The sequence below is a fragment of the Devosia sp. CN2-171 genome (genome assembly GCF_049354815.1).
In the GTDB taxonomy this organism is placed as follows: Bacteria; Pseudomonadota; Alphaproteobacteria; order Rhizobiales; family Devosiaceae; genus Devosia_A.
In genome coordinates this window covers 2114235-2140508 of sequence record NZ_CP186479.1, presented here as the reverse complement: position 1 = coordinate 2140508, position 26274 = coordinate 2114235, and the positions used below count along the sequence as shown (strand labels likewise).

19 protein-coding genes, 1 pseudogene and 2 riboswitches are annotated in these 26274 nt (G+C 65.5%); of the genes and pseudogenes, 12 read left to right on the top strand and 8 right to left on the bottom strand.

What is annotated here, in order from left to right; all coding sequences use genetic code 11:
* Positions 1-3: 3 nt before the first annotated feature.
* The 7 genes from ACOYW5_RS10545 to ACOYW5_RS10515 all read right to left on the bottom strand — a co-directional run bounded on the left by ACOYW5_RS10545 (position 4) and on the right by ACOYW5_RS10515 (position 8344).
* On the bottom strand, positions 4-1674 hold the full coding sequence (locus ACOYW5_RS10545; protein WP_423069208.1) for an asparaginase domain-containing protein: 1671 nt from the start codon (positions 1672-1674) through the stop codon (positions 4-6).
* A complete protein-coding gene (locus tag ACOYW5_RS10540; RefSeq protein WP_423069207.1) occupies positions 1671-2609 on the bottom strand; it encodes an acetamidase/formamidase family protein in 939 nt (312 codons plus the stop codon). The genes ACOYW5_RS10545 and ACOYW5_RS10540 overlap by 4 nt, the downstream gene beginning before the upstream one ends.
* A gap of 12 nt (positions 2610-2621) precedes the next feature.
* Complete coding sequence (locus ACOYW5_RS10535; RefSeq protein ID WP_423069441.1) at positions 2622-3686, bottom strand: ABC transporter ATP-binding protein; 1065 nt, start codon at positions 3684-3686, stop codon at positions 2622-2624.
* A gap of 5 nt (positions 3687-3691) precedes the next feature.
* Complete coding sequence (locus tag ACOYW5_RS10530; protein WP_423069206.1) at positions 3692-4801, bottom strand: ABC transporter ATP-binding protein; 1110 nt, start codon at positions 4799-4801, stop codon at positions 3692-3694.
* 14 nt (positions 4802-4815) lie between these two features.
* A complete protein-coding gene (locus ACOYW5_RS10525) occupies positions 4816-5718 on the bottom strand; it encodes an ABC transporter permease (protein ID WP_423069205.1) in 903 nt (300 codons plus the stop codon).
* 10 nt (positions 5719-5728) lie between these two features.
* Positions 5729-6685 carry an ABC transporter permease gene (locus ACOYW5_RS10520; RefSeq protein ID WP_423069204.1) on the bottom strand — a complete coding sequence of 319 codons (957 nt, stop codon included), beginning with the start codon at positions 6683-6685 and terminating at the stop codon, positions 5729-5731.
* Positions 6686-6754: 69 nt separating this feature from the next.
* A complete protein-coding gene (locus ACOYW5_RS10515; protein ID WP_423069203.1) occupies positions 6755-8344 on the bottom strand; it encodes an ABC transporter substrate-binding protein in 1590 nt (529 codons plus the stop codon).
* A gap of 372 nt (positions 8345-8716) precedes the next feature.
* On the opposite strand from ACOYW5_RS10515, the gene ACOYW5_RS10510 reads away from it, so the two are divergent.
* The 12 genes and pseudogenes from ACOYW5_RS10510 to ACOYW5_RS10455 all read left to right on the top strand — a co-directional run.
* Positions 8717-10120 carry an amidase gene (locus ACOYW5_RS10510; protein WP_423069202.1) on the top strand — a complete coding sequence of 468 codons (1404 nt, stop codon included), beginning with the start codon at positions 8717-8719 and terminating at the stop codon, positions 10118-10120.
* A gap of 11 nt (positions 10121-10131) precedes the next feature.
* Positions 10132-11535, top strand: coding sequence for an amidase (locus ACOYW5_RS10505; RefSeq protein ID WP_423069201.1), 1404 nt, complete (start codon positions 10132-10134; stop codon positions 11533-11535).
* 20 nt (positions 11536-11555) lie between these two features.
* Complete coding sequence (locus tag ACOYW5_RS10500; RefSeq protein ID WP_423069200.1) at positions 11556-12959, top strand: amidase; 1404 nt, start codon at positions 11556-11558, stop codon at positions 12957-12959.
* Between the two features lie 284 nt (positions 12960-13243).
* A riboswitch (guanidine-I (ykkC/yxkD leader) is annotated at positions 13244-13351 on the top strand.
* A 59-nt stretch (positions 13352-13410) separates the two neighbouring features.
* Positions 13411-14976: an ABC transporter substrate-binding protein gene (locus ACOYW5_RS10495; protein ID WP_423069199.1), complete on the top strand. Its 1566-nt coding sequence runs from the start codon at positions 13411-13413 to the stop codon at positions 14974-14976.
* 56 nt (positions 14977-15032) lie between these two features.
* Positions 15033-15989 (top strand): MBL fold metallo-hydrolase, encoded by a 957-nt coding sequence (locus ACOYW5_RS10490; RefSeq protein ID WP_423069198.1) that lies wholly within the window; start codon positions 15033-15035, stop codon positions 15987-15989.
* A 144-nt stretch (positions 15990-16133) separates the two neighbouring features.
* Positions 16134-16240, top strand: a riboswitch (guanidine-I (ykkC/yxkD leader).
* 78 nt (positions 16241-16318) lie between these two features.
* A complete protein-coding gene (locus tag ACOYW5_RS10485) occupies positions 16319-17386 on the top strand; it encodes a putative urea ABC transporter substrate-binding protein (RefSeq protein ID WP_423069197.1) in 1068 nt (355 codons plus the stop codon).
* 159 nt (positions 17387-17545) lie between these two features.
* The gene (locus ACOYW5_RS10480; protein ID WP_423069196.1) at positions 17546-18364 is read left to right on the top strand and encodes an ABC transporter permease; all 819 of its coding nucleotides are present in this window, start codon (positions 17546-17548) and stop codon (positions 18362-18364) included.
* A complete protein-coding gene (locus ACOYW5_RS10475) occupies positions 18361-19185 on the top strand; it encodes an ABC transporter ATP-binding protein (protein ID WP_423069195.1) in 825 nt (274 codons plus the stop codon). Before ACOYW5_RS10480 ends, ACOYW5_RS10475 begins: the two co-directional genes overlap by 4 nt.
* On the top strand, positions 19182-19997 hold the full coding sequence (locus tag ACOYW5_RS10470; RefSeq protein ID WP_423069194.1) for an urea amidolyase associated protein UAAP1: 816 nt from the start codon (positions 19182-19184) through the stop codon (positions 19995-19997). The genes ACOYW5_RS10475 and ACOYW5_RS10470 overlap by 4 nt, the downstream gene beginning before the upstream one ends.
* 2 nt (positions 19998-19999) lie before the next feature.
* Positions 20000-20620 carry an urea amidolyase associated protein UAAP2 gene (locus ACOYW5_RS10465; RefSeq protein WP_423069193.1) on the top strand — a complete coding sequence of 207 codons (621 nt, stop codon included), beginning with the start codon at positions 20000-20002 and terminating at the stop codon, positions 20618-20620.
* A complete protein-coding gene (gene uca / locus ACOYW5_RS10460; RefSeq protein ID WP_423069192.1) occupies positions 20620-24141 on the top strand; it encodes an urea carboxylase in 3522 nt (1173 codons plus the stop codon). Before ACOYW5_RS10465 ends, uca begins: the two co-directional genes overlap by 1 nt.
* A 26-nt stretch (positions 24142-24167) precedes the next feature.
* Positions 24168-24557, top strand: a pseudogene (locus ACOYW5_RS10455) (allophanate hydrolase-related protein); the annotation flags it as partial.
* Between the two features lie 76 nt (positions 24558-24633).
* Here ACOYW5_RS10455 and ACOYW5_RS10450 read toward each other — a convergent pair.
* A complete protein-coding gene (locus ACOYW5_RS10450) occupies positions 24634-26220 on the bottom strand; it encodes an amidase (protein WP_423069191.1) in 1587 nt (528 codons plus the stop codon).
* Positions 26221-26274: the final 54 nt, after the last annotated feature.

Sequence of the window (26274 nt, the reverse complement as noted above, 5' to 3'; positions counted from 1 at the left end):
CCATCAATGCGTGTGGAACACGGACTGATACTTCGCCAGCGCCGCCTTCAGCGCATCGAACTCCGCCGGTGTCGGGTTGTAGGGGTCAGCGGCGATAGGCAAGGCTCCGAACTTCATCAGGCAGGCCATCAGCAGCAGGCGCGCCTTGGTAGAGGTGAGGTTGCTGCCGGCGATGGTGTACGGCTCGGGGTCGGAAAAGCCCTCGGGATAGCCACGGCCGGTGCGGGCGACGGGGATGCCCATGAAGCTCGCGACGCGCAGCATCTGGCCGCGGAGCTCCGAGGTGATGTTGCCGTAGGGCACGAGGCCTTCGACGACGAAGCCGCCGAGGCGCTTGCCGCTGAGCTTGTGCTTGATCAGGTAATCGAGATCGTCCTCGGCCGCCGGATCGTCGCCGAACTGGTCAGCGAAGTAGCCGCCCTCCTTGATGATCGACACGGACGGGATCGCATCGGCGAGGAGCTTGCCCGACGCATCCTTGATCGCGACCTCCCAGGTCACGGCCTTGCCGTCGACGAGCCTGGTGCCGGTGACCGATGCGGGGAGCTTGGTGATGTTCACGTCGGAGGCCGATGTGTGCTTGTAGGCCGGGACGTACATCATGTACGGCGTGCCCATATGGGTCACCTGCCCGAGGATGCCGCCGTGGCCGCCGGTGGCGACATAGCCGCCGGGGCGGGCATCGACCTTGGCCACTTCACGCGCGGCAAAGAACTGTTGCTCCTGGATGACGACGGTGCCGGCGCGGTTGCCGCCCTTGCCGTCCTTCCAGATGCCGGACTGGAGGTAGGTGACGCTGTCGACGATGTTGGCCGGGCCGTCGTTGGAGATCTGGTTCTGCGGACGCTGGGCGGCGTTGCAGGCGATGGGCAGGTCGGTGTCGATCAGCAGGTTGAACCAGTAGGCGGTTTCCTCGACCTGCGGGGAACCCTGCGTCCAGATGGCGCCGTCATACTTGCCCGACGACATGATCGCCTGCACTTCGTTGGTGATCTTGGCCAGCACCGGGCGCGGCGGGGATTTCGCCATGTGGAAGGGCTTGTAGGCGAAGAAGTCGTGACCCAGCCGCTCGGTGGGCGTATCGCCATCGCCCTGGTCGGCGCGTCTGGCGTTTGCGAGGCCCTTGGTGAATCCACCCGGAGGGGCGGGGCGATAGAAATCCACCTTGGCGCGGCCCCCGATCAGATTAACCTTGCCGTCGGCGCCGATGGAGAGCCGGTCGATCTCCTCGAAGCTGCGCGAGCCGTCGGGGTAAAAGCCCTGGCGGGTGACGGTGCCGAAGGGTTTTGTCGTCTCTTCTTCCCACGCGGTGCCGTCGGCCTGCAGCGCCATGTAGGGGAGGGGGTAGAGGCCGTCCTCCGGCTTGAGTTCGATTTCGTAGACGGGCTTGTCTGCCTCGGACGCCTTCGTCTTCGAGAAGCTGCCATCGGCGCCGATATAGCCATCGGGGGCCGCGTAGAGCTCGGCGGCGTCGGCTTCGAGCGGGTGGGCGCTGAACTGCTCGACATACACCTTCACCGGCGCGGCGAGGCGCTGCGCGCGCAGCGGATCGAACCCCTCGCTGACCGGTGGCAGGCCCGCCTTGGCGCGGGCCTTGTTCGAGGTGACGAGCGGCGGCGTGTTCTGGATGGTAGCCGTGGGGCCGGCCATATGGGCGATGCGGATCTTGCTCATAGCTGGAAGTTCTTCTTTTCCATCATCATGTGGACACCCTTGTTGCCGTTGACGGTCTGGGTGATGTGGAGGTCGCCGGCGAGGCTGCAGAGCATGTACGCGTCGGCGTGCGAGAGCCCGGATTTCTCGCCGAGCAGCGCGATCATCTCGCGCAGCGCGGTGATGGCGCACTGGTCGAGATCTGGGTCCATGCCCATGGTGATGTGGTGCGACGGGGTTTCGGCGCGCGGCCAGGTGAAGGAGAGGTCGTCGCGGACGATGAACTCGAACGTGCCGCGCAGCGCCGTCTCGATGGCGGTGACGTTCACCTCGCCATCGCCCTGGCAGCCATGGCCGTCGCCGCAGCTGAACAGGCCGCCTTCGTTGAAGACGGGGATGTACAGCGTGGAGCCGGCGATCAACTCCTTGTTGTCGAGATTGCCGCACATCGATTGCGGGGCGATCGACGAGATGCGACCCCAGCCTTTCGGCGGCGCGAGGCCCATGACGCCGAAGAAGGGCCGCAGCGGCAGCTCGAGGCCCCAGGGCATGATGCCGACCTTGCGCGCCTGGTCGATCGGGATGTTGTTGTAGACCATCTCGTCATAGTCGTGCGGCAGCGTGCCGAGCTTGGGGACGATGATGTTGAAGCCCCAGTCCTGGATGATCGAGACATCCTTGATCCGGACTTCCAGCACGCTGCCGGGCCTCGCCCCCTCGACATAGACCGGGCCGGTGAGGATATGCGGGCCTTCGGGCTTCAGCCCGGCGAAGATCTCGTCGAGCGCCGGCGGGACATGGAATTTCGAACGGTCCGGCACGGTGTTGGGCGTGCCGGTGACGGTGTCGATGGTGACGGTGTCGCCGCTCTTGACGACCAGCGCCGGCGCCTGCGTGGCGTCGAAATAGCCCCAGTGGACGGTGTCGACGCTGGGGAGGAGGTGGTGTTCGGTCATGGTGGTTCCGGATCAGGCGAGGACGGGGGCCGCGGGGATGCCCGGCTCAAAGGCGAGGAGCCCACGGACGACGCTGACCCTGATGCAACGGGCCATGTGGTTGCGGCCGTCGGTGATCTCGGCGGGCATTTCCTTGCTGCAATCGGGGCCGGCATATTTGCAGCGTGGCGCGAAGCTGCAGCCATCGGGCAGGGCGCGGAGATCGGGTGGGGTGCCGGCGATCGCCTCGAGCGGCTGGGACCGGTCCTGATCCTTGATGGTCGAGCTCAGCATGGCCCGCGTGTAGGGGTGCTCGGGCCGCATCAGCACGTCGCGGGCATCGCCATATTCGATGATGCGGCCGGCATACATTACCGCGACCTTGTCGGCAATCTGGGCGGCGACGCCGAGATCGTGGGTGACGAAGATCATCGACATGCCCATCTCGCGCTGGAGCTTTCTAAGCAGCACCAGCACCTGGATCTGCACCGAGGCATCGAGCGCGGTCGTGGGCTCGTCCGCGAGCAGCAGCGAGGGGCGGCACGATAGCGCCACCGCGATCATGGCGCGCTGGCGCAACCCGCCGGAGAGCTCATGCGGATAGGCCTTGAGCCGGCGCTCGGGCGAGGGGACGCGGACCAGCTCGAGCAGTTCGAGGGCGCGCTTCCAGCCAGCGTCGCGATCGACCTTTTCGTGCCGCATCACCGTTTCTGCGATCTGGTCGCCGATGGTGTAGAGCGGATCGAGCGCGGTCATCGGCTCCTGGAAGATCATCGAGACGGTCGAGCCGCGCAGTTCCGACATCTGCTTGTCGGTGGCGGCCATGATGTCGTGCTCGCCGACGCGCATTTCGCCGGAAATGCGTGTGCGCTTCTTGGGGTGGAGCTGCAGCAGCGAACGCATCATCACCGACTTGCCGGAGCCGGATTCGCCGATGACGCAGAGCACCTCGCCCTTCTTCAGCTCGAACGAGACGCCGTTGACGGCCTTGACCGTCGCCTCGCGGGAAACGAAGCGGACCTCGAGGTCCTTCACCTTCACATAGGCATCGGGCTTATCGTTCTGGGCTTCGACCTGGGAGAGGTCCGGGGAGCGCATCTCGTTCATCTCATCTCTCCTTGCCAGAGCGGGAGCTGTCTCGTGTCGGGGTTGGGGGCCTTGGAGTGGCCCGAGCCGGCATGGACCATGTGGCAGGCCGCGAGATGCTCGCCCGGATCGGCGCGCAAGGAGTCCCCGAGCGACGGCATCTTCGACATGCAGACGTCCTCGACATGGGGGCAGCGGGTGTGGAAGCGGCAGCCCGAGGGTGGGTTGACCGGGTTGGGCGGGTCTCCCGCCAGCGGCGCGGCCTCGACCCGTTCGTCCGGATCCATCGACAGCCGGCAGGCGAGCAGGGCCTGGGTATAGGGGTGCTTGGGGTCCTCGTAGATCTTGTCGACGGGACCGATCTCGACCACCTGGCCGAGATACATCACCAGCACGCGGTCGGAGATGTACTTCACCACGTGCAGGTCGTGCGAGATGAAGATGTAGGTGAGGTTGAGCTGTTCCTTGAGGTCCCCGAGTAGGTTCAGCACCTGCGCTTCGACCGATTTGTCGAGCGCCGACACGGCCTCGTCGAGGATGAGCAGGCGCGGGTCGAGCGCCAGGGCGCGGGCGATGTTGACGCGCTGCTTCTGCCCGCCCGAAAGCTCGTGCGGGTAGCGCTGGCCGAAACGCTCGGCCTTGAGGCCGACCTTTTCGAGCAGCGCCCGCGCCTGTTCCTTGGCGGCCTTCGTGCTGGCGCCCTGCACCTTGGGGCCGTAGGCGATCGAGGATTCGATGGGGAGGCGCGGGTTCAGCGACGAATAGCTGTCCTGGAACACCATCTGCAGCGAACGGCGCAGGCCATCGAGCGAGGTGCCGGTCTTTTCGCCCACCGCCTCGCCATCGAGAACCAGGTGCCCTTCGTCCTTGTCGATGAGGTACATCAGGAGCCGCGCCAGCGTGGACTTGCCGCAGCCCGATTCACCCACGATGCCGAGCGTCTCGCCCTTCAGCACATAGAAGGAGATGTCGTCGACCGCTTTTACCTCGGCGACCTTCTTGTTGAGCAGGCCCGCCCGGATCGGGAAGTACTTCTTGATGTTCTCGACGATCAGCATCGGCTGGGCCGGCCCGCCGCGATCGCGCGGGTCAGGGCCGGTCTGGGTCGCTTCGATCACGTCAGTCATGGAGCTGTCTCCCGTTACGCTTTGACGTCCATGGCCTGACGCAGGCCATCGGAGACGAGGTTGAAGGCGATCGAGGTGATGAGGATGGCGACGCCCGGAAGCGCGGTGACCAGCGGCTGCACGTAGATCGACTGGCGGAGGGTGGAGAGCATCAGGCCCCAGTCGGCGGTGGGGGGCGACACACCGAGGCCGAGGAAGCTGAGGCCGGAAGCGAGGATGATCGAGATCGAAACCAGGGTGGACGAGTAGACCAGCACCGGCGACAGCACGTTGATCAGCACGTGGGTGAAGAGGATCGAGATCGTCGACGCCCCGCTGGCGCGGGCCGCATCGACGAAATCGAGGCTGCGGACCTGGCTGGTGGCAGTCTCGGCGACCCGGCAGATCGGCGGGATCAGCACGACGGTGAGGGTGATCATCTGGTTGCCGATGCCGCCGCCGAGGCTGCCGGCAATGGCGACGGCCAGCAGCACCGAGGGGAAGGCGAAGAAGATGTCCATGGTGCGCATGATCACCATGTTGACCTTGCCGCCGTAGTAGCCGGCGACGACGCCGAAGCCGCCGCCGATCAGGGTGGCGAACAGCACCGGCAGGATGCCCATCATCAGCGACACGCGTCCGCCCCAGAGCAGGCGGCTCAGCATGTCGCGGCCCTGCTCGTCGGTACCGAGCAGGTATTTCTTGTAGCCGATCGGCCGCAGCCGGTTGGCCATGCTGGATTTCTCGGGATCCATCGGCGCCAGCCACGGCGCAAAGACCGCGAGCATCACGATGACGATGATCAGAGCGAGGCAGAACAGCGTGACATAGTCGTAGCGCAACCGGCTCCAGACATTGCCCCAGTAGCCGCGCACCTTGGAGGAGGGAGAGGCCTGGGCACCGTCGACCTTGATGCTACCAGCAGGAATATCGGTCATTGCTCTTGCCTCAGATGCGTTTGATGCGCGGGTCGACCACCGACTGGATCAAGTCGACGACGAGGTTGATGAGGACGAACACCGTGGCGAGGACGAGGATGGTGCCCTGCAGCAGCGGGATGTCGCGGGTGAGGATCGCCTTGTTGAGGAGGAACCCGGTGCCCGGCCAGGTGAACACGGTCTCCACCAGCACCGAGCCACCGATCAGGTAGCCGAGCTGGAGCCCGAGCATGGCGATCGCCGAGGGCATGATGTTGCGCACCGCATGGGTGATGATGGCGAACTCGCTCAGCCCCTTGGCGCGCAATGTCTGGATGAAATCCTGGTTGAGGATTTCGCTGAGCGAGGAGCGCGTCGTGCGGGTCATGATGGCGAGCGGCGGCAGCGCCAAGGCGATGATCGGCATCACCGCGAACTTGAAGTCGTTCCAGTCGAAATAGTTGAAGGTGTCCGAGCCGCCGGACCCCATGCCGGTCGCCGGCAGCCAGTTGAGGTTCACCGCGAACAGGATCACCAGCACCACAGCCAGCCAGAAGGTCGGGACCGAGATGCCGAAGACCGCGATGGCCGTCACCAGCCGGTCGACGACGCCGCCCTGCCGGGTCGCCGCGATGATGCCCAGCACCATCGAGAGGATGAAGGCCAGCACCACCGAGATCAGCGCCACGATGATGGTGTTGGAAAAGGCCCGGAACACCTCGCCGGCAACCGGCATGTTATTGGCGATGGACATGCCGAAATCGCCGTTCAGCACACGCCACAGCCACAGCACGTACTGGATCACCACCGGCTGATCGAGCCCGTAATAGGCGCGGAGCCGCGCTACGTCCTCGGGGTTGGCATCGGGCCGCACGAGGTTCTGGACCGGGTCGCCCGGCGCGATCTGCACGAGTGCGAAGCAGATCACCGTGACGCCGAACAGGATCGGAATGGTCATCACGAGACGACGTAGCGCGTAGAGCCACAAGGCGAAATCTCCCGGCTGGATATGGAACGGGGTGCCGCGGGCGCCATGGCGCCCGCGGACTAGTCGGGATCAGGGATTGACGACGATCGGCGTCAGGTCCTGGAACCAGCTCTGTGCCTGAACGAAGCCCGAAAGCTTGGGCGACAGGGCGCGCGGGTTGAGGTCGTGGGCGATGAACAGCTCAGGCGCATCGGCCATGATGGTGTCGTTCATCTTGGTGAGGATGACGTCGCGCTTGGCCTGGTCGAACTCGGCCATGGCCTCGTTGCCGAGCTTGTCGACTTCCTCGTTCTTGTAGAAACCCCAGTTGCAGCAGCTCGGCGGCGCGTAGGCGGTCATCCACTTCTTGAGGATGCCCTGGCTGGCATCGATCGGCGCCATCGAGAAGTTGATTCCGTCGAACTCGGACTTGTCGGCGCCGCCGAGGAACACGCCGATCAGAGCGTTCCAGTCCATCGGGATCAGCTCGACCTCGAAGCCCGCCTCGTCGAGCTGTTCCTTGACCAGCTCGTTCATCGGCAGCGGCTGCATCTGGCCCGAGCCGGAGGTGGAGATGCCGATCTTGATCTTGCACGGCATGCAGCCGGCCTCGGTCAGCAGCGCCTTGGCGCCTTCCGGATCGTACTCATAAATCGGCGGGCTGCCGTACCAGGGTTGGCTCTCGATCAGCGTGTTGTAGCCGGCCGTGGCGACGCCTTGGAGCATATCGACCATGTCCTGCCGGTTGATCGCCATGTTGGCGGCCTGCCGAACCCTGAGGTCGGCGAATGGGCCCTTGTCGACGCGCAGCAGGTAGTCCCAGTTGTGCGGGTAGGGCACGGTGACGATCTGCATTCCGGCGGCGGTGAGCGCCGGGATAGTGTCGGGCGAGGGCGCCTCGACGAAATCCACCTGGCCCGAGAGGAGGGCCGCGGCGCGGGTCGAGGCTTCCGGCATCGGCAGCAGCACCAGCCGGTCGTGCTTGGGGATACGGTCGGGGTTCCAGTACTCGGCGTTCTTGACCAGTTCGAGCCGCTCGTGCGGCACCAGCTTGTCGAACTTGTAGGGGCCTGTGCCCGCCGGGTGCTCGGCATACTTGACGTAGTCGTTGCCAGCCGCTTCGACCCCGCAATTGGAGATCATGTAGAACATGGCGAGGTCGTAGGGCAGCAGCGACGCCGGGGTCTTGGACGTGATCTTGATGGTGTAGTCGTCGACCTTCTCGACCTTGGCGACGTTTACGACGCCCGAGCCCTGCATGCCGGCATGGCGGGCATTGAACTGCGGCGCGTCGGAGTCCTGCACGCGGGCGAAATTCCACACCGCGGAGTCGGCGTTCCACGGGCAGCCGTCATGGAACTTCACGCCCTCGCGCAGGTGATAGGTCCAGAGCAGGTTGTTGGTGGGGTCCACTTCCCAGCTGGTGGCGAGGCCAGGGACGATATCGGCGGCCTTGTCGGAACTCGACAGGTCCCACAGCGCCAGCGCGTCGTACATGGTATAGCCGGCGAAACGATAGCCCTCGTAGCCTTGGTCGGGGGCGCCGGTCCAATCGGGGATATCGGCTGCCGACATGGCGACGCGCAGCACCGTCTCCTGGGCGAAGGCGGAGCCTGCAACGCCGGCCGCGACGGCCAAGGCCGCTGCCGCTAGCACGCCTCGCAGTTTGAGTGACTTCATAATGCATCCTTCCTGCATGCGGACGCGCCCTTGTTCGGGCGCTACGAAGGGAACGGTGCAAGGGGTGTGCCAGCGTTGTCAGCCATAAGGGCAATCCCGGATCGCTGACGCTTAAATATTAGAAAAACCAAGCATCTTGGCATGGTGGATGGCTGCCATGCAGATTCCGAATGTGTTCGGATCGAGTAAGAGCTTCGTTCCTGGGCAGGTTTGGAACGGTCGTAACGCTCAACAAACGGGCAGCGTGGCTAGTATTTCTACTTTTGATATTATCGTTTTCAAATATCAGAAAGGACTGTATATGTGAGTGATGCGGTTGGCGCGCTGGCCCTGGCCGCGATCGTTCTCTCACGGTAATACCAAGGCCATCCGATGTCCCAGCCCGCCGACCTTCACTATGCCTCGCTGCTAGAGGTTTCGGGGTTGCTTGCCTCGCGCGCGCTCTCGCCAGTGGAGCTGACAGAGGCGATGCTCGACCGCATCGGCAAGGTCGACAGCTCGCTCCACTCTTATCTGTCGGTGACGAGCCAGAGTGCGCTCGACGAGGCGAAGATCGCCGAGAGCGAGATCGCGGCGGGGCGCCATCGCGGCCCGCTGCACGGCGTGCCGATCGCGATCAAGGACCTGTTCTGGACCAAGGGCGTGCCCTCGACCTTCGGCTCGGTGGCCTACAAGGATTTCATCGCCAATCAGGACGCGACGATCGTCCATCGCCTGAAGATGGCGGGCGCGGTGATCCTCGGGCGGCTGCACCTGCATGAAGGGGCGTTCGGCGAGCACCATCCGGCGCTCGACAAGTGCCTCAACCCGTGGAACGCCGACTACTGGCCGGGCGGCTCGTCCTCCGGTTCCGGGGCGGCGACAGCGGCGGGGCTGTGCTTTGCCTCGCTCGGCACCGACACCGGCGGCTCGATCCGCTTCCCCTCGGCGGCCAATGGCGTCACCGGGCTGAAAGTCACCTGGGGGCGGACCAGCCGCTACGGCGTGTTCCCGCTGGCGGATTCGCTCGACACCATCGGGCCGATGGCGCGCGATGCGGCCGATACCGCCGCGATGCTCGCGGCCTTCGCCGGACCGGACCCGAGCGATCCGACGTCGCTGACGGCGCCGGTGCCCGACTATCTCGCGGCGCTCGATGGCATTCTGGGCGCCCGAGGTGTGCGGATCGGCGTCGACGAGAGCTACATCGAGACCGGCGTCGATGCCGAGACCGTGGCGGCGATCCGCGCCGCGATCGAGGTGTTCCGCGATCTCGGCGCCACCATCGTGCCGATGCGGGTGCCCGACCGGCGCGCTGCGACAGAAGGGCAGATGATGATCACCGACACCGAGAGCTTCAGCTTCCACAAGCCGGTTTACGAGGCCGATCCGAGCAAATTCGGACCGCAACTCGCCAAGGCCATGGAGCGGGGACGGAGCTACGACCCGCTGACCCTGGCCAAGGCGTACATCACCCGCGACCGCTTCAAGGGTGAACTGTTGCGGGCGTTTGAGGGCATCGATGCCATCGCCTCGCCGGTCTATCCCATGGTCGGCGCCCGCTATGACGAGATGGACGGTCACCTGGCCGACCTGGTCAACTTCCTCGGCTTTACCTCGCCCTACAACGTCTCCGGCAGCCCCTCTATCACCTTCCCGGTCGGCCTCGCCAAGGTCGGCATGCCCATCGGCATGCAGCTGATCGGCCCGCATCTGAGCGAGGCCGGCCTGCTGAAGACCGCGCACGCGTTCCAGCAGGCGACCGACTGGCATTTGAAGCGCCCGCCCCTCAACTGAGAGTTCTGCCCATGCTCGATACCAGCAACATTCCCTTCATGGCGCTGACCGACGTCGCCGCCGGCATCAAGTCCGGCGCGCTGTCGCCGGTGACGCTGACCGAGACCATGCTGGCCCGCATCGCCCAGGTGGACACGGAACTGCACAGCTTCCTCAATGTCACCTCCGAGGCGGCGCTGGTGCAGGCACGGCGGGCCGAGACCGAGATCCGGTCCGGCCGCTATCGCGGGCCGCTGCATGGCGTGCCGATCGCCATCAAGGATCTGTTTTTCACGAGGGGCGTGCCGGCGACGTTCGGCTCGCTCGCCTACAAGGATTTCGTCTCCGACTACTCGGCCACCGTCGTCGACCGGCTCGAAGCCGCGGGCGCCATCATTCTCGGGCGGCTGGCCCTGCATGAGGGGGCGCTGGCCGAGCACCATCCGCATTTCGGCGCCCCGCCGCGGCATCCCTATGTCGCCGGCTACTGGCCAGGCGGCTCGTCTTCGGGCTCCGGCGTCGCGACGGCGGCGGGGCTCTGCTTTGCCTCGCTCGGCTCCGATACCGGCGGCTCGATCCGCTTCCCTTCGGCCACCAATGGCCTGACCGGACTGAAGCCAACCTGGGGCCGGGTCAGCCGCTACGGCGTCTTCACCCTCGCCGACACCCTCGATTCCGTTGGCCCGATGTGCCGTTCAGCCGCCGATGCCGCGGCGGTGTTCGACGTGATTGCCGGCCATGACATGAACGATCCGACCAGCCTCAAGGCGCCGGTGCCCGGTTATCTCGATGCGCTCGAAGGCATCTGGGGCGCGCGCGACCTCAGGATCGGTGTCGACTGGAATTATATCGCCGACGAGGTAGACCCCGAGCTGGTTCAGGCGATCCGCGAGGCGCTCGCTGTGTTCGAGAGCATCGGTGGTCGCGTCGTGCCGATCAGGCTGCCCAAGCTGGATGCTGTCGTCCGCTCGCAACGGCTGATCATGGAAACCGAGTGCGCCCGCTATCACGAGGCGTACTATCGGGCCAACCCCGAAGGGTTCGGCAAGCTGGCCGAGGTGATCGAGCGTGGCTTCACCCATCGGGCGGTCGATGTCGCTGCCGCCTATATCGAGAAGGACCGCTTCAGGGGGGTGCTCGCTGAGATCTTCGAGCAGGTCGACGTGATTCCGGCGCCGATCATGCCGTGGGTGGGGATGAAGTACGACGAACTCGACAAACTGTTCGAGCGCATCCCGCTCTTCGGCCGCTTCGGTGGCGTCTACAACATGGCCGGCGTGCCGACCATCACCTTCCCGGTCGGCATCAACCAGATCGGCCTGCCGCTCGCGATGCAACTGATCGGCACGCATCTCAGCGAAGCCACCCTGTTCAGGGCCGCCCATGCCTACCAGCAGGCGACCGACTGGCACCTGCGCCGCCCCACGCTTTCCTGACGAACCCATAGGAGCCCGCCATGGCTTTAGACGACATCCATTTCCAGCCGCTGACCACGGTCGCCAAGCACATCGCCGACCGCGACATCTCGCCCATCGAGGTGACCGAGGCGATCCTCACCCGCATCGAGAACTACGATCAGGGGCTGAAGAGCTACACCACCGTAACGGCCGACGTGGCGATGGAGCAGGCGAAGAAGGCCGAGGTCGAGATCATGAAGGGCATCTATCGCGGGGTGATGCACGGCATCCCGATCGCGGTGAAGGATCTCTGCTATACCAAGGGCATCACCACAACCGGCGGCATGTCGATCTATCGCGACTTCAAGCCCGACCATGATGCGACCGTGGTGACCAAACTCGCCGACGCCGGCTCGGTGCTCTTGGGCAAGCTGCACATGACCGAAGGCGCGACGCTCGAACATCACCCGGAATTTCCCGAGCCGGTGAACCCGTGGAAGAAGGACCTGTGGGTGGGCGTGTCGTCGTCCGGATCGGGCGTCGCGACGGCCGCCGGCCTCACCTATGCAGCGATCGGCTCCGACACCGGCGGCTCGATCCGCTTCCCGTCGGCGGCGAACGGCCTGACGGGCGTGAAGCCGACCTGGGGCCGCATCAGCCGCTTCGGCATCTTCGACCTCGCGGCGACCTTCGATCATCTGGGGCCGATGGCCCGCTCGGCCGCTGACGCTGCGGCGATGCTGCAGACCCTGGCGGGCTGGGACCCGAAGGATTCTACCTCTCTGTCGACCCCGGTGCCGGACTACCTGGCGGAGCTGCAGGGCGTCTACGGTGCCCGTGGCGTCAAGATCGGGCTCGACTGGGACTATGTGGCCACGGATGCCGATCCAGTCACCATAGGCTTCATCAAGGATGCCGTGGCCGTGCTCGAAGAGATCGGGGCGCTGACGACGCCAGTGAAATTCCCCGACCAGGCTCCGTTACTGAAAATGAACATGGCCGCCACCATGGCCGAAACCGCGGCTCATCACGCTGCCACCTATCCGAGCCGGGCTGACGAGTACGGTCCGTCGATCAGGGCGATGATCGATCAGGGTCGCAGCGCCGACCCCGTGGCGATGGGGCAGGCCATTATCGAGCGCTACAAGTTCCGCGGCGCGGTGCTGCGCATGTTCGATGATATCGAGGTGTTCATCATGCCGGTGTTCAAGCTCGGCACCCCGACCTGGAGCGAAATGCGGGCCCAGGTGGCCGAGAGCTTCGACATCATCGGCAAGTTCACCTCGCCCTTCAACGCCACGGGCACGCCGACGGTGACCCTGCCTGTTGGCTATACCGACGATGGCCGCCCGGTCGCGATGCAGCTGGCCGGCGGCCCGGGTTCGGAAGCGCTGCTGCTCAAGGTGGCGCACGCCTACCAGATGGCGACCGACTGGCACACGCGCCGCCCGCCGGGGTTCTGAGCCCTCCCGGACCTATTCCTGACGCCGCGTCTCTCGGCGGCAAACTGGCACCCGGTGAGAGCCGGGTGTTCTTTCATCCTCAGCTGGGCGCGGCACCAAGGAGGATAAAGCCAGCTCGGCATACAACAGACCAGAACGTGCCTCACAAATGTGCAGTTTCTTGCGTGCGCATATTTACTAGCCATTTGTTGCCAGCATTGCCATCCACCTGCGTCGTAAATCCAAGCAATTCCAATCTCTTACCCGTTCCATGTCGCTGGCATGACCCTTGCATCGTCCTCCCCGAGACTGGTGGCTAGGGTTCCGGCGCTGATCGCGTGTCTGGTCCGAGAGCTGCCACCGGCGGACACCACAGTCCGCCGGACGCACGGCGGGACAAAAGCCCGGGAGACCTCGTAAGCCAAGGGATTGGCGACGATGGTCCGTCAATCCCTGTTCAAGGGAGCGACTCATGTCGTCAACAATGAAACCATTCAGCCAGAAGTCATCCGCTCAACTCACGGGCCGGCTGCTTGCCGGCGCCGCACTTCTCGCTATTGCCATGTCCGCCGGCGCGGTTCAGGCGCAGGAAACCCTGCGCCTGCCGATCGCCACAGATTTCGACTCGTTCGACCCCGACAACGCCTTCGAGATGGACGGCCTCGCCGCCATCAACAATGTCTACGAGGGTCTCGTCGAATATGTGCCGGGTAGCGCCGAAATCCGCGGCCTCCTCGCCAAGGACTGGACCATCTCGGAAGATGGCCTCACCTACACGTTCAACCTCGTCGAAGGCGCCACCTTCCACGACGGCACGCCGTTCAACGCTGCGGCGGTGAAAACCTCGTTCGAGCGCCGCCGCGACAGCGAGTTGATCCTCAGCTACTTCCTGTGGAACGTGAAGGAGATCGCCGCGCCCGACGACAAGACCGTCGTCATCACGCTCGGTATGCCGCAGCCCTCGCTGCTCGACAGCCTCGCGAGCCCGTGGGGTCCCAAGGTGATCAGCCCCAAGGCGCTGGCCGACAATGGCGGCGGCAAGGCAGCCGGCGCCTGGCTCGACACCAATGCCGCCGGCACCGGACCGTTCAAGCTCACCAGCTTCGAACGCGGCCAGGGCTATACGCTCGAGCGCTACGACGGCTACTACGGCAAGGCGCCGTACTTCTCGACCATCGAGCTGCCGCTGGTGCCCGATATCGGCCAGCAGGTGCTGAACCTCCAGGCGCAGGAAACCGACGCTGTCCCTGCCAACTACCCGTGGGCCCAGCTCGCCTCCCTTCCGCCCGATCTCGAGGCAACTGCGGCGCCGAGCACGTCGGAAATCATCGGCTTCGTGAAGCCGACCGGACCGCTCACCGACGCCGAAATCCTCAAGGCCTTCCTCACCGCCATCAACCCGGCGACCTGGGTTGCGGACGCCTTCGGCGCCTATGGCCATCCGGCCAAGTCGGTCTATCCGGAGGCGATGCTCGATCCGGTCACCCCGGTCGTGTTCCCTGACGATATCGAGGCCGCCAAGGCCACGGTCACCGCCAAGGGCCCGGTCACCCTCACCATCGGCATCAGCACCGAAGAGTCGAACGCCCTCGGCCGCGTCGGTGACCTGCTGGTGGCGCAGCTTGCCAGCATTGGCATCAACGCCACGGTCACCATCCTGCCGCAGGGCGCCGCATTCGGGCTCAAGGACAATCCGGATGGCCCCGATTTCTACATCGGCAAGCTGACCCCGGATGCACTCCATCCCGAGAACCAGTCCGGCATCTTCTTTGCCTCCGGCGCGCCGATCAACTTCTACGGCCGTGGCCTGCCGGAAGCCGATGCACTGTTGCAGGAAGCGGGCGCGCTGACCGACATCACCGCCCGCAACGCCCTCTACGAAAAGGCCGGCCACCTCTATTTCGACAATGGCCTCTTCATCCCGCTGGTCGGCGTGGACGACGTGGTGGTCGCCCCCAAGGGACTGGTCGATCTCGACCTCCGCGCCGCCTATGCCCCGGGCAACATCGACTACGGCTCGGTGCGCTGGGCGGAGTGACATTTCGGGGCGGCTGTAAACGGTCGCCCCTTTCTCATCTACCAAGCGGAGGCACCATGCCGACCAAGACGGACATCGTCCGCCAACCCTTCGTGCCGAAACTGCGCGTTTCGCACATCAACGACTATCTGATCTGCTTCTATGACGGCCGCGAGATCGCGGACTATCCGGACTGGATCAAGGGCAACATCGACATGAAGCTCGGTGTCTGCAACTACGTGCTGCATCGCGGCGACAGCGCCATCGTCTTCGACACCATGGTCTATGGCGAGCAGATGGAGGCCATCGACGCCTATATGCGCGAGATGAGGATCAAGCATGTCTCGGTGATCAACTCGCACTGGGACTGCGACCACATCGCGGGCAACTACCTCTACAAGAACGCCGACATCATCGCGACCAACCGCACCCGCTGGAAGCTGCAGGCCTATGCCCCGCAGATGCTGAGCGGCGAGATCTGGGGCGCGGGCGATCCGAACTATCCCGGTGTCAAGGAAGTGGTGCTGCCCAACCGCACGTTCGACGGGCGGATGACGGTGTGGCTGAAGGATCTGCAGATCGAGCTGATCGAGACCTTCGTCCACCAGCTCGGCCACCTGGTCGCCTATCTGCCCAAGGACAAGATCCTGCTTGCCGCCGATGCGGTGGAGGACACGGTGACGTTCAATACGCCGGCCATGACGAGCGAAATCGCGGCGCAGATCATGACCTACCGCTCGCTGCTGGCGATGGACGCCAAGGCTCTCTACCCCTGCCACGGCCGCTTCGAGGTGATCGATGGCGGCGGCTACACGCAGGAGTTCACCGAGGCGATCCTCGACTACAACATCCAGTTGCTGAAGCGGAAGGACGAGCCGGACTATCTGACCTCCCCGCTCGAGAGCTTCATCCAGCCCTGGATCGATCGCGGCGTTCTCGCCATGCATGAGCCCTATCGCTGGCTGCACGGGAACAACGTCACCCTGATCGACAAGTCCTATGGCGGCCGTTCGACGCCAGATATCCCGGAGTGACGGCCCCGCGGGCACTGCCTACCGAATAATCACCTCGCACGCCGAATCCTCAGGCGAGAAACACACCGGCAAGCGACGATCCTGCCAAGGCCATGAAATACAAGCATTTCCTCGTCTGGCACGTCGCTTGCTCAAATGTATGCAGAGATTAGGGGCTAGGGTTCCGGCGCTTGATGCGTGTCTGGTCCGAGAGCACCCACCGGAGCGGGAGACATCCCTCCGGGACACGGCGGGACAAAAGCCCGGGAGACCTCGTAAGCCAAGGGATTGGCAGGACGGGTCTTAACGCGCCCAAGCCAATCCCCAAAGTCGACAACAGGGGATTGCGTATGAAGTTCACCAGACTCGTTTCCGCCCTCGCCCTCGCGGCCCTTGCCGCCGGCTCCGCGACTTTTGCCGCGGCCGAGGAAAAGACCGATTTCAAAGTCGCTTGGTCGATCTATGTCGGCTGGATGCCCTGGGGCTACGCGGCCGACACCGGCATCGTCAAGAAGTGGGCCGACAAGTACGGCATCACCATCGAGGTCACCCAGTTCAACGACTATGTGGAGTCGATGAACCAGTACACCGCCGGCGCCTATGACGCGGTGACTCTGACCAACATGGACGGCCTCTCGATCCCCGCCGCCGGCGGCGTCGACACTACCGCCGTCATCATCGGCGATTTCTCGGCCGGCAACGACGCGGTGATTTTGAAGGACAAGACCGCGCTCGCCGACATCAAGGGCCAGCCGGTGAACCTCGTCGAGTTCTCGGTCAGCCACTACCTGCTCGCCCGGGCGCTGGAGTCGGTCGGGATGACCGAGCGCGACGTCAATGTCGTCAACACCTCCGACCCGGACATGGTCGGCGCGTTCCAGACGCCTGATGTCACCGCCATGGTCACCTGGAACCCGATGGTGTCGGAGATCCTCGACCTGCCCGGCGCGACCAGCGTCTTCGACAGCTCGATGATCCCGGGCGAGATCATCGACATGATGGTCGCCAATTCCGAGACGCTGAAGGACAACCCGAACTTCGGCAAGGCGCTGGCCGGCATCTGGTACGACACGATGGCGATCATGACCGCCAATGACGACACCGGCGCCGCCGCCCGCGCCGCCATGGGCGCCGCTTCAGGCACCGATCAGGTGGGCTTCGAAGCCCAGCTGGCGGCGACCAAGCTGTTTCCGACGCCCGCCGAGGCCGTGACCTTCACCGACAGCCCCGAACTCAAGACCACCATGGACAAGGTCCGCACCTTCCTCTTCGACAAGGGGCTCTTGGGCTCGGGCGCGCCGTCGGCCGACGTGATCGGCATCGAACTGCCATCGGGCGAAGTGCTGGGCGATGCCAACAACATCAAGCTCAGGTTCACCAGCACGTACATGAAAGAGGCTGCGGCGGGGACGCTGTAATTTTCCGCGCCAACTGCCCCACCTTCATCCGGGCTTCGCCCACGTTCTCCCATCAAGGGAGAAGGCCCGACTGTCGCCTCTCGGCGATCGCCTTCTCCCCTTGTGGGAGAAGGTGCCCGAAGGGCGGATGAGGGGTGAGCCACCCGAACGGATCTGTCGATGCGCCTGATCAACCTCAAGCCGAGCCGAATGAACCAGCTCTTGCTGGCGCTGGCGCCGTTCGTGCTGCTTGCCGTGGCCTACGCGCTAGGCTCGGCGGCGCGGCTGGCCGAGAATCCGAGCGACAAGCTGCTGCCGGCGCTGGCCTCACTCGCCGATGCGATCAACCGCATGGCCTTCGTCGCCGATCCGCGCACCGGCGAATACCTGCTCTGGTCCGATACGCTCGCGAGCCTCGGCCGCCTGTTCGCGGCCCTCGGTATCTCCACGGTGATCGCGCTCGTCTTCGGCATGATCATCGGCATGTTCCCCTATGTCCGGGCCCTGCTGGCGCCGTTCTTCGCCGCCATCTCGATGGTGCCGCCGCTGGCGCTCCTGCCGATCCTCTTCATCGTCATGGGCCTGGGCGAGTCATCGAAGATCACGCTCATCGTCATTGGCGTCGCCCCGATCATGATCCGCGACCTCGCGCTCAAGGTGATGGAGCTGCCGCGCGAGCAGACCGTCAAAGCCGAGACGCTGGGCGGCAATTCCTGGCAGATCGCGCTGCGCGTGGTGCTGCCGCAAATCCTGCCGCGGCTGATCACCTGCCTTCGCCTGCAGCTCGGCCCGGCCTGGTTGTTCCTCATCGCCGCCGAGGCCATCTCGGCCGATAGCGGGCTCGGCTACCGCATCTTCCTCGTCCGCCGCTACCTGTCGATGGACGTGATCTTCCCCTACGTCATCTGGATTACGCTGCTCGCCGTGCTCACCAACGTGGTGCTCGACTGGCTGCGCATCCGCGTCTTCCCGTGGTCCGAAGTGGGGAGGGCGTCATGATCGTCGTCGACAATGTCTGGAAAGAGTATGGCGACCAGATCGTCCTCGAGAAGGTGTCGCTCACCATCGAGGATCGCGCCTTCGTCGCTCTGGTCGGTCCGTCGGGCTGCGGCAAGACCACATTCCTGAAGCTGCTGCTCGGCGAAGAGCAGGCAACGCAGGGCTCGATCACGCTCGACGGCAAGCCGCTGGCCTCCGAGCCCGGCCCGGATCGCGGCGTCGTCTTCCAGCGCTATTCGGTGTTTCCGCACCTGACCGTCCTCGGCAACGTGCTGCTCGGCAAGGAGTTCGAAGCCTCGCGCTTCCGCGCCCGCCTGGTCGGCCCGGCCCGTCGCGAGGCCATCGAAGAAGCGCGCGGGCTGATCGCCGAAGTCGGCTTGTCCGGGTCCGAGGACAAGTACCCGGCCCAGCTCTCGGGCGGCATGCAGCAGCGGCTTGCCCTGGCGCAGGCGCTGATCATGAAGCCGCGCGTGCTGCTGCTCGATGAGCCCTTCGGCGCACTCGATCCCGGCATCCGCGCCGAAATCCACGTGCTAATGCGGCGGCTGTGGAACGAGACCAACCTCACCGTGGTGATGGTGACACACGACATGCGCGAGGCCTTCACGTTGGGCACCCGCGTCATCGCCTTCGAGCGGCCCCGCGACCGGCCCGACGAGCGCGAGCGCTATGGCGCCTCATTGAGCCGCGACATCGAGGTCTGGCCGCCGCGCCGCGCCGGCCTCGTTGACCCAGACAGCCCCGATCAGGACGACCTGATCAAACCAGCGGGCTCCCCCCAGGACGACCTGGTTCCCGTACCTCAAGGAGCCCCGGCATGAGCCGAACGCCTGAACAGATCGCCGCCGATCGCGCGCGCTACGAAGCGCACCAGCGGGCTGGCCTCGCCTTCGCCACCAAGGCCTTGCCCGAGGCGAGCCCGCTGCCCGCCGTCCCGCTGAGCGCCGACAGCATCATCGCCACCGAAACTGTCGCGGGCGGCTGGTACTGGTCGACGCCGCTGCGCAAGGGCGAGGCATTGCGCATCGCCCAGCTCCATGGCCCGGCCTCGGTAGCGCTCGTCTGCTGGAGCGCCAAGGATACGAGCGAACGGCTGAACCTACCGGACACCGTGAAGGTGCAATGGGACACCCGCGTGCAGAAGGGTCGCGTGCTCTTCTCCGACATGGGCCGCGTGCTGCTCTCGGTCACCGAGGATTCCTCGGGCGGCGCACACGACGTGCTGCTCGGCGGCTCCACCGCTGCCGCCAATGCCGCCAAGTACCCGGGCGCCACGACCCGCAACACGCGCGACAACCTCGTCCTTGCGGCTGGCAAGCTCGGGCTTTCGCGCAGGGACATTCCGATGGCGCTCACGCTCTTCGCGCCGGTCCGCGTCTCCGACGACGACGGCCACTTCGCCTGGCAGCCCGGCCTCCTCAACGGCGGCGACTATGTCGACCTGCGGGCCGAGATGGACCTGCTGGTCGCAGTATCGAACTGCCCTCACCCGCTCGATCCCAACCCCGACTATGCGCCGAACCCAGTCGAGATAACGCGTTATCGCGCCAATGTCGCCGCCGACGATCTCAGCCGCACCGCCACCGCCGAAGCCGTTCGCGGCTTCGAGAACAACGCCCGCGCGGAGGCCTGATCATGCGCAGCGCAGAGAACGCCATCCAGTCGCATTTCATCCCCGCCGAGGCCCCATGGTCGGGCGTCGTCCGCAAGGGCCAGACCATTCGCATCATCGACAGCGAGGGTCAGCAGGCCATCGACACGATCTTCTACGCGGCAGGCGATTTCGCCGAACGCTACAGCGCGCAGGACACGCTGCGCATCCAGGGATCGGCCTATGTCGGCGTCGGCACCAAGGTCGTGTCCAACGAGGGCAATGTGATGCTCACCGTGGTCGCCGATACCTGCGGCCGCCACGACACCATGGCCGGCGCCTGCTCGTGCGAGAGCAACACCGTGCGCTTCGGCCACGAGACCCGCTACCTCCACGCCTGCCGCGATAACTTCGTGCTCGAAGTCACCAAGCACGGCATGACCAAGCGGGACATCGTCCCCAACATCAACTTCTTCATGAACGTGCCGATCTCCCCCTCGGGCGAGATGACAATCGTCGATGGGCTCTCAAAGCCCGGGGACTATGTCGAGCTCGTCGCCGAAATGGACGTCCTCTGCGTCATCTCCAACTGCCCCCAGATCAACAACCCCTGCAACGGGTTCAATCCCACGCCGATCCAGGTCCTGGTCTGGGACGCTGAGTGATGTTCACAAAAGTCCTCATTGCCAACCGCGGCGAGATCGCGGTGCGGGTCATTCGTACGCTCAAGCGGATGGGCATCGCCTCGGTCGCGGTCTATTCCGACGCGGATCGCTTCACCAAGGCGGTGCAGCTCGCCGATGAAGCGGTGCGTCTCGGCCCGGCGCCGGCCGCCGAGAGCTATCTGAACGTCGACGCCGTCATCGCCGCCTGCAAGGCGACGGGCGCGCAGGCCGTGCATCCCGGCTACGGGTTCCTCTCCGAGAACACCGCATTCGCCCGCCGGCTCGAAGCCGAAGGCATCACTTTCATCGGCCCGACGCCTGAGAATATCGAGGCCTTCGGGCTGAAGCACACGGCCCGCGAGCTGGCCGAGACCAACGGCGTGCCCTTGCTGCCCGGCACCGGCCTCCTCGCCACGCTCGACGAGGCGGTGGCCGCGGCCGAAACCGTCGGCTATCCGGTGATGCTGAAATCCACCGCCGGTGGTGGTGGCATCGGCATGTCGCTCTGCGCCGATGCCCCGGCGCTCATCGCCGCCTTCGAGGGCGTGCAGCGCACTGCCCGCGCCAGCTTCGGCGATGCCCGCGTCTATCTCGAGCGCTTCGTCTCCGACGCCCGCCATGTCGAAGTGCAGCTGTTCGGCGACGGCAAGGGCAAGGTGATCGCGCTCGGCGAGCGCGATTGCTCGCTGCAGCGCCGTAACCAGAAGGTGGTCGAGGAAACACCGGCGCCCGGCCTCTCTGCCACCGTCCGCTATCGCCTCCACGAGGCGGCCACCAATCTTGGCCGCGCCGTCGGCTATCGCTCGGCGGGCACGGTCGAGTTCATCTACGATCCGGTGCGCGAGGAGTTCTACTTCCTCGAGGTCAACACCCGCCTCCAGGTCGAGCACCCGGTCACCGAAGCCGTGTTCGGCATCGACCTTGTCGAATGGATGATCCGCCAGGCCGCCGGCGAGGACGTGATCCCGGCCACGCCGCTTTCGCCACGCGGCACGGCGATGGAAGTCCGGCTCTATGCCGAAATCCCGCATGCCAACTTCCAGCCTAGCGCCGGCCTGCTCACTGAGGTGAAGTTCGGGGATGCGCGCGTCGATACGTGGGTCGAGACCGGCACCGAGGTCACCAGCTTTTACGACCCGATGCTGGCGAAAATCATCGTCGCGGCCGACGATCGCCCCGCTGCGATCGAGAAGCTGCGTTCGGCACTGGCCGAGACCAGCGTCTCCGGCATCGAGACGAACCTGCAGTATCTGCGCGCCATCGCCGCGTCTGACCTGCTGGCATCGGGCAAGGTCGCTACCACCGCGCTCCGCAGCTTCGCCTTCACCCCCGATGTCATAGAGGTCATCGTCCCCGGCGCGCAGTCCTCGCTGCAGGAACTGCCCGGGCGCCTCGGCCTCTGGCATGTCGGCGTGCCGCCATCGGGCCCGATGGATGAGCGCAGTTTCCGCCACGCCAACCGCCTGGTCGGCAATGCCGACGAAACCGCGGCGCTCGAACTCACAGTGTCCGGTCCGACGCTCCGCTTCCACGCCCCGGCCACCATCGCACTCGCCGGCGCGAATATGCCGATGAAGCTCGATGGGACGCCACTGCCGCACAACGAAGCCGTTGCGATCGGCGCCGGTCAGATCCTGAGCATCGGCACCATCGACGGCCCGGGCCAGCGATCATACCTTGCTATCTCAGGGGGCATCGCCGCCCCCGAAGTGCTCGGCTCACGGGCCACCTTCGCGCTCGGAAAGTTCGGCGGCCACGCTACCGGCACACTTCGAGCCGGTGAAGTGCTGCACCTCGCCCGCACTCCTCAGACCGCCAAAGCCACCGACGACCCCGCCCCGCTCATCCGCGAGTGGCAGGTGGGCGTTCTCTATGGTCCGCATGGCGCACCAGATTTCTTCCTCACCGAGGACATCGAGACACTGTTCTCCACGGCCTATGAGGTCCATTTCAACTCGGCCCGCACCGGCGTTCGCCTCATCGGTCCCGCGCCGAAATGGGCGCGCACCGATGGCGGCGAGGCGGGGCTGCATCCGTCCAACCTGCACGACAACGCCTATGCCATCGGCGCTATCGACTTCACCGGCGACATGCCGATCATCCTCGGTCCCGATGGCCCGAGCCTCGGCGGCTTCGTCTGCCCGGCGGTGATGGCACGCGACGAACTGTGGAAGCTCGGCCAGTTCAAGCCTGGCGACACCATCCGCTTCGTTCCCGTCGCACGCCCCGACGACGTGATCGCCGGTCCGGCGATCCACCGGCCCAGCGAAGCCGGCTCGGCGATCGTCGGACATGCCGACAATGGCCCCGTCCCGGTCGTCTACCGGCGGCAGGGCGACGACAACCTGCTGGTCGAGTACGGCCCGATGGCGCTTGATCTGGCGCTGCGGCTGCGCGTGCATCTGTTGATGCAGGCGGTCAAGGACAGTCCGGGCATCGGCGCCATCGACCTGACCCCCGGCATCCGCTCGCTGCAGATCCACTACGACGGCACGACCCTCACCCGGAACCGGTTGCTCGGACATCTCGGCGAGATCGAGCAATCTCTGCCCCGGCCGGAAGATGTCACGGTCCCCTCCCGCATCGTCCACCTGCCGCTGAGCTGGAACGATCCGGAAGCGCAGCTGGCGATGAGAAAGTACCAGGAACTGGTGCGCCCCAACGCGCCGTGGTGCCCGGACAACATCGAGTTCATCCGCCGCATCAACGGCCTGCCGGATATCGAGGCGGTCAAGGAGACCATCTTCGACGCCAGCTATCTCGTCCTCGGCCTCGGCGACGTCTATCTCGGCGCCCCGGTCGCGACCCCGATGGATCCGCGCCACCGGCTCGTCACCACCAAATACAACCCGGCCCGCACCTGGACTCCCGAGAACGCCGTCGGCATCGGCGGGGCATACATGTGCATCTACGGCATGGAAGGTCCGGGCGGCTACCAGCTGTTCGGCCGCACCATCCAGGTGTGGAACACCTGGCGGCGCACTCCGGCCTTCGACAAGTCGCCGTGGCTGCTCGATTTCTTCGACCAGATCCGCTTCTTCCCGGTCAGCCATGACGAGCTGACGGAGGCGCGCGAAAGCTTTCCGCATGGCGGCTATCCGGTGAAGATCGAGGAGACGAAACTCTCCTATGCCGACTATGCCGCCGAGCTTGCACGCAATGCCGGCAGTATCGCCGCGTTCAAACACACCCAGCAATCGGCGTTCGAGACAGAGCGCCAGCGCTGGAAGGACGAGGGGCTCGACAGCTTCGTCGCCGACGAGGGCGCAAGCGCGTCGGACACCAGCGAAATCCCCTCGGGCCATTTCGGCGTCGCCAGCACCGTGCCCGGCAATATCTGGAAGATCCTGGTCGAGGACGGCGCCCATGTCGAAGCCGGCCAGCCCGTCGCCATCATCGAATCCATGAAGATGGAAATCACCGTCACCGCCCACGCCGCCGGTGCAGTCCGCGATGTCCGCGCCGGTCCCGGCCGCAACGTCAAGACCGGCGACGTCATCATCGTACTCGAGGAGAACTGAGCATGTCCGACACGCAGACCGACCTGTTGCCGATCGTCGTGGTGGGCGCCCACCTGAGCGGCATGCCGCTGAACCCGCAGCTCACGACGCCGGGCGGGCAACTGGTGAAGAAGTGCAAGACGGCTGGGGACTACCGGCTCTTCGCACTGCCCAACACCACCCCGCCCAAGCCCGGCCTCGTGCGCGAGCCCGGCTTTGCCGGACCAGGCCTCGAAGTCGAGGTCTGGGCCCTCCCGCCCGCGGCGTTCGGCCAGTTCGTCGCCGCCATCCCGGCGCCGCTCGGCATCGGCAAGGTGTCGCTCGACGATGGGAGTTCCGTCTCGGGCTTCCTCTGCGAAGCGCACGCACTGGCCGGGGCCGAGGAGATAACCAGCTTCGGCGGCTGGCGCGCGTTCATCGCGGAGAAGGCGCGGTGAGCGTGTTTGCGTTGATCGGCTGCTTTCTCACGGCCCTGCGCGACAGACTCTATGCGCGCAGGGGAATGCGACGCCTTTAGGCGTCGTTGGCTGCCGGCACCGGGTACGGCGTCTCCACCAGTTGCGGCACGATGCGGTGGTGGGTTGCCTGCTCGTAGTCGTAGGCGAAGGCGAGGAGCTCCGCCTCGCTCCACATCTTGCCCACGAAGATCAGCGCGAACGGCGCACCGTTTGCGTATTGCCCCGCCGGCACCGTGACACCCGGCAGTCCGGCGATGTTGATCTCCGACACCGTGGTCGCGAGATACTCCGCCTTCTCGAAAATCCCCGGCAGCGGGCCTTCCGACTGCGGGAAGACCAGTCCATCAAGCTGGTTGTCGGCCATCACCTTGTTGAACAGCTTGAGGTAGGCCGTGCGAGCCGCATGGAACTCACTCAGGTCCGGCGGCAGCGTCGGATCCACGAGTGACTTCTGCACTATTGGGCTGCCCTCGGTCAGCTTGGCGAACGTTCCTTCCGGACCGAACGGATCGGACGGCAGCATGGCCGCCAGCCCCTTGAACGAGGTCGCCGCGACGCCCGGCCCCATCCGGCGCAGAAAATTCTCGAAATCGTGGATGATCGACTCCAGCCCGCGAGAATCGAACCCCGCAGCGCCCTTCGCGAGCGACGCGAATTCAGTGCCGGCGAAAGGGTCCTCGACCAGCACAGCGCCGCGCGCCTTCAGTTCCTCGATCGCAGACGCATAGAGCTTGGCCGTTTCCTCGGCCACCGGCTTCGTGCGCCAGCCGGCGCCGTAGAGGCCGAGCCGCTTGCCCTTCAGCGCCGTGTCCGAGAGCAGCGAGGCGTAGCCGCCCTCGGGCAGGTTGCCGATTGCCGCGACAGTCTTGGGGTCGGCGGGGGTGTAACCGGCGAGCACATCTAGCAGCAGCGCCGCGTCACGGACGGTGCGCGCATGCGGGCCGACCACGTCGCGGGTCGAGCCGGCGAGCGGGGCGACGCCGGTATTGGGGATCAGCGCGAAAGTCGGCTTCACCGAGATCAGGCTCTGCGCCGCGCCCGGGTTCTGGATCGAGCCGCCGGTTTCCTCCGCAAGGCCGACGACGGCGAAGCTCGCAGAGATGGCGGTGCCGGTGCCGCTGGAGCTGGCGCCCGGAGCGATGTCGCGATTGACAGCGTTATAGGTCGGGCCGTCCCAGCTGGTATTGGCGCGGGCGCCGTCATAGCTGAAAGCCGGGATATTGGTCTTGCCCAGGATCACCGCGCCCGCCGCCTTCAAGCGCGCCACCACCGGCGCATCGACACCGGGCATGAGGTCGAAGCCGCCGGCGAGGCTCGAGAGCGGGGCCCAGCCGCCGGTCGACGGCAGGCCCACCATGTCCATGGCCTCCTTCACCACCACCGGCACACCGTCCAGCGGCCCGATGACCGTCCCATTCGCCCGCCGCGCATCGGCGGCGCGTGCGTCGGCCAGCGCGTCCGGGCTCATGAAGGTGAAGGCGTTGTAGTACGGCTCATACTTCTCGATGCGCGCGAGGTGCGCTGCCGTCAGCTGCTCCGATGTGAACGTGCCCGCGGCAAAGCCGGCCTGTACGTCGGCGATGGTCAGTTCGGTGACGTCGATCTCGGCCGTGGTGACGACCGGCTGGGCGAGCGCGTTCATGCTGAAACTCCGGAAATGGGAAAAGGAGGGGCCGGCCCCGGTGGGGAGGGCCGG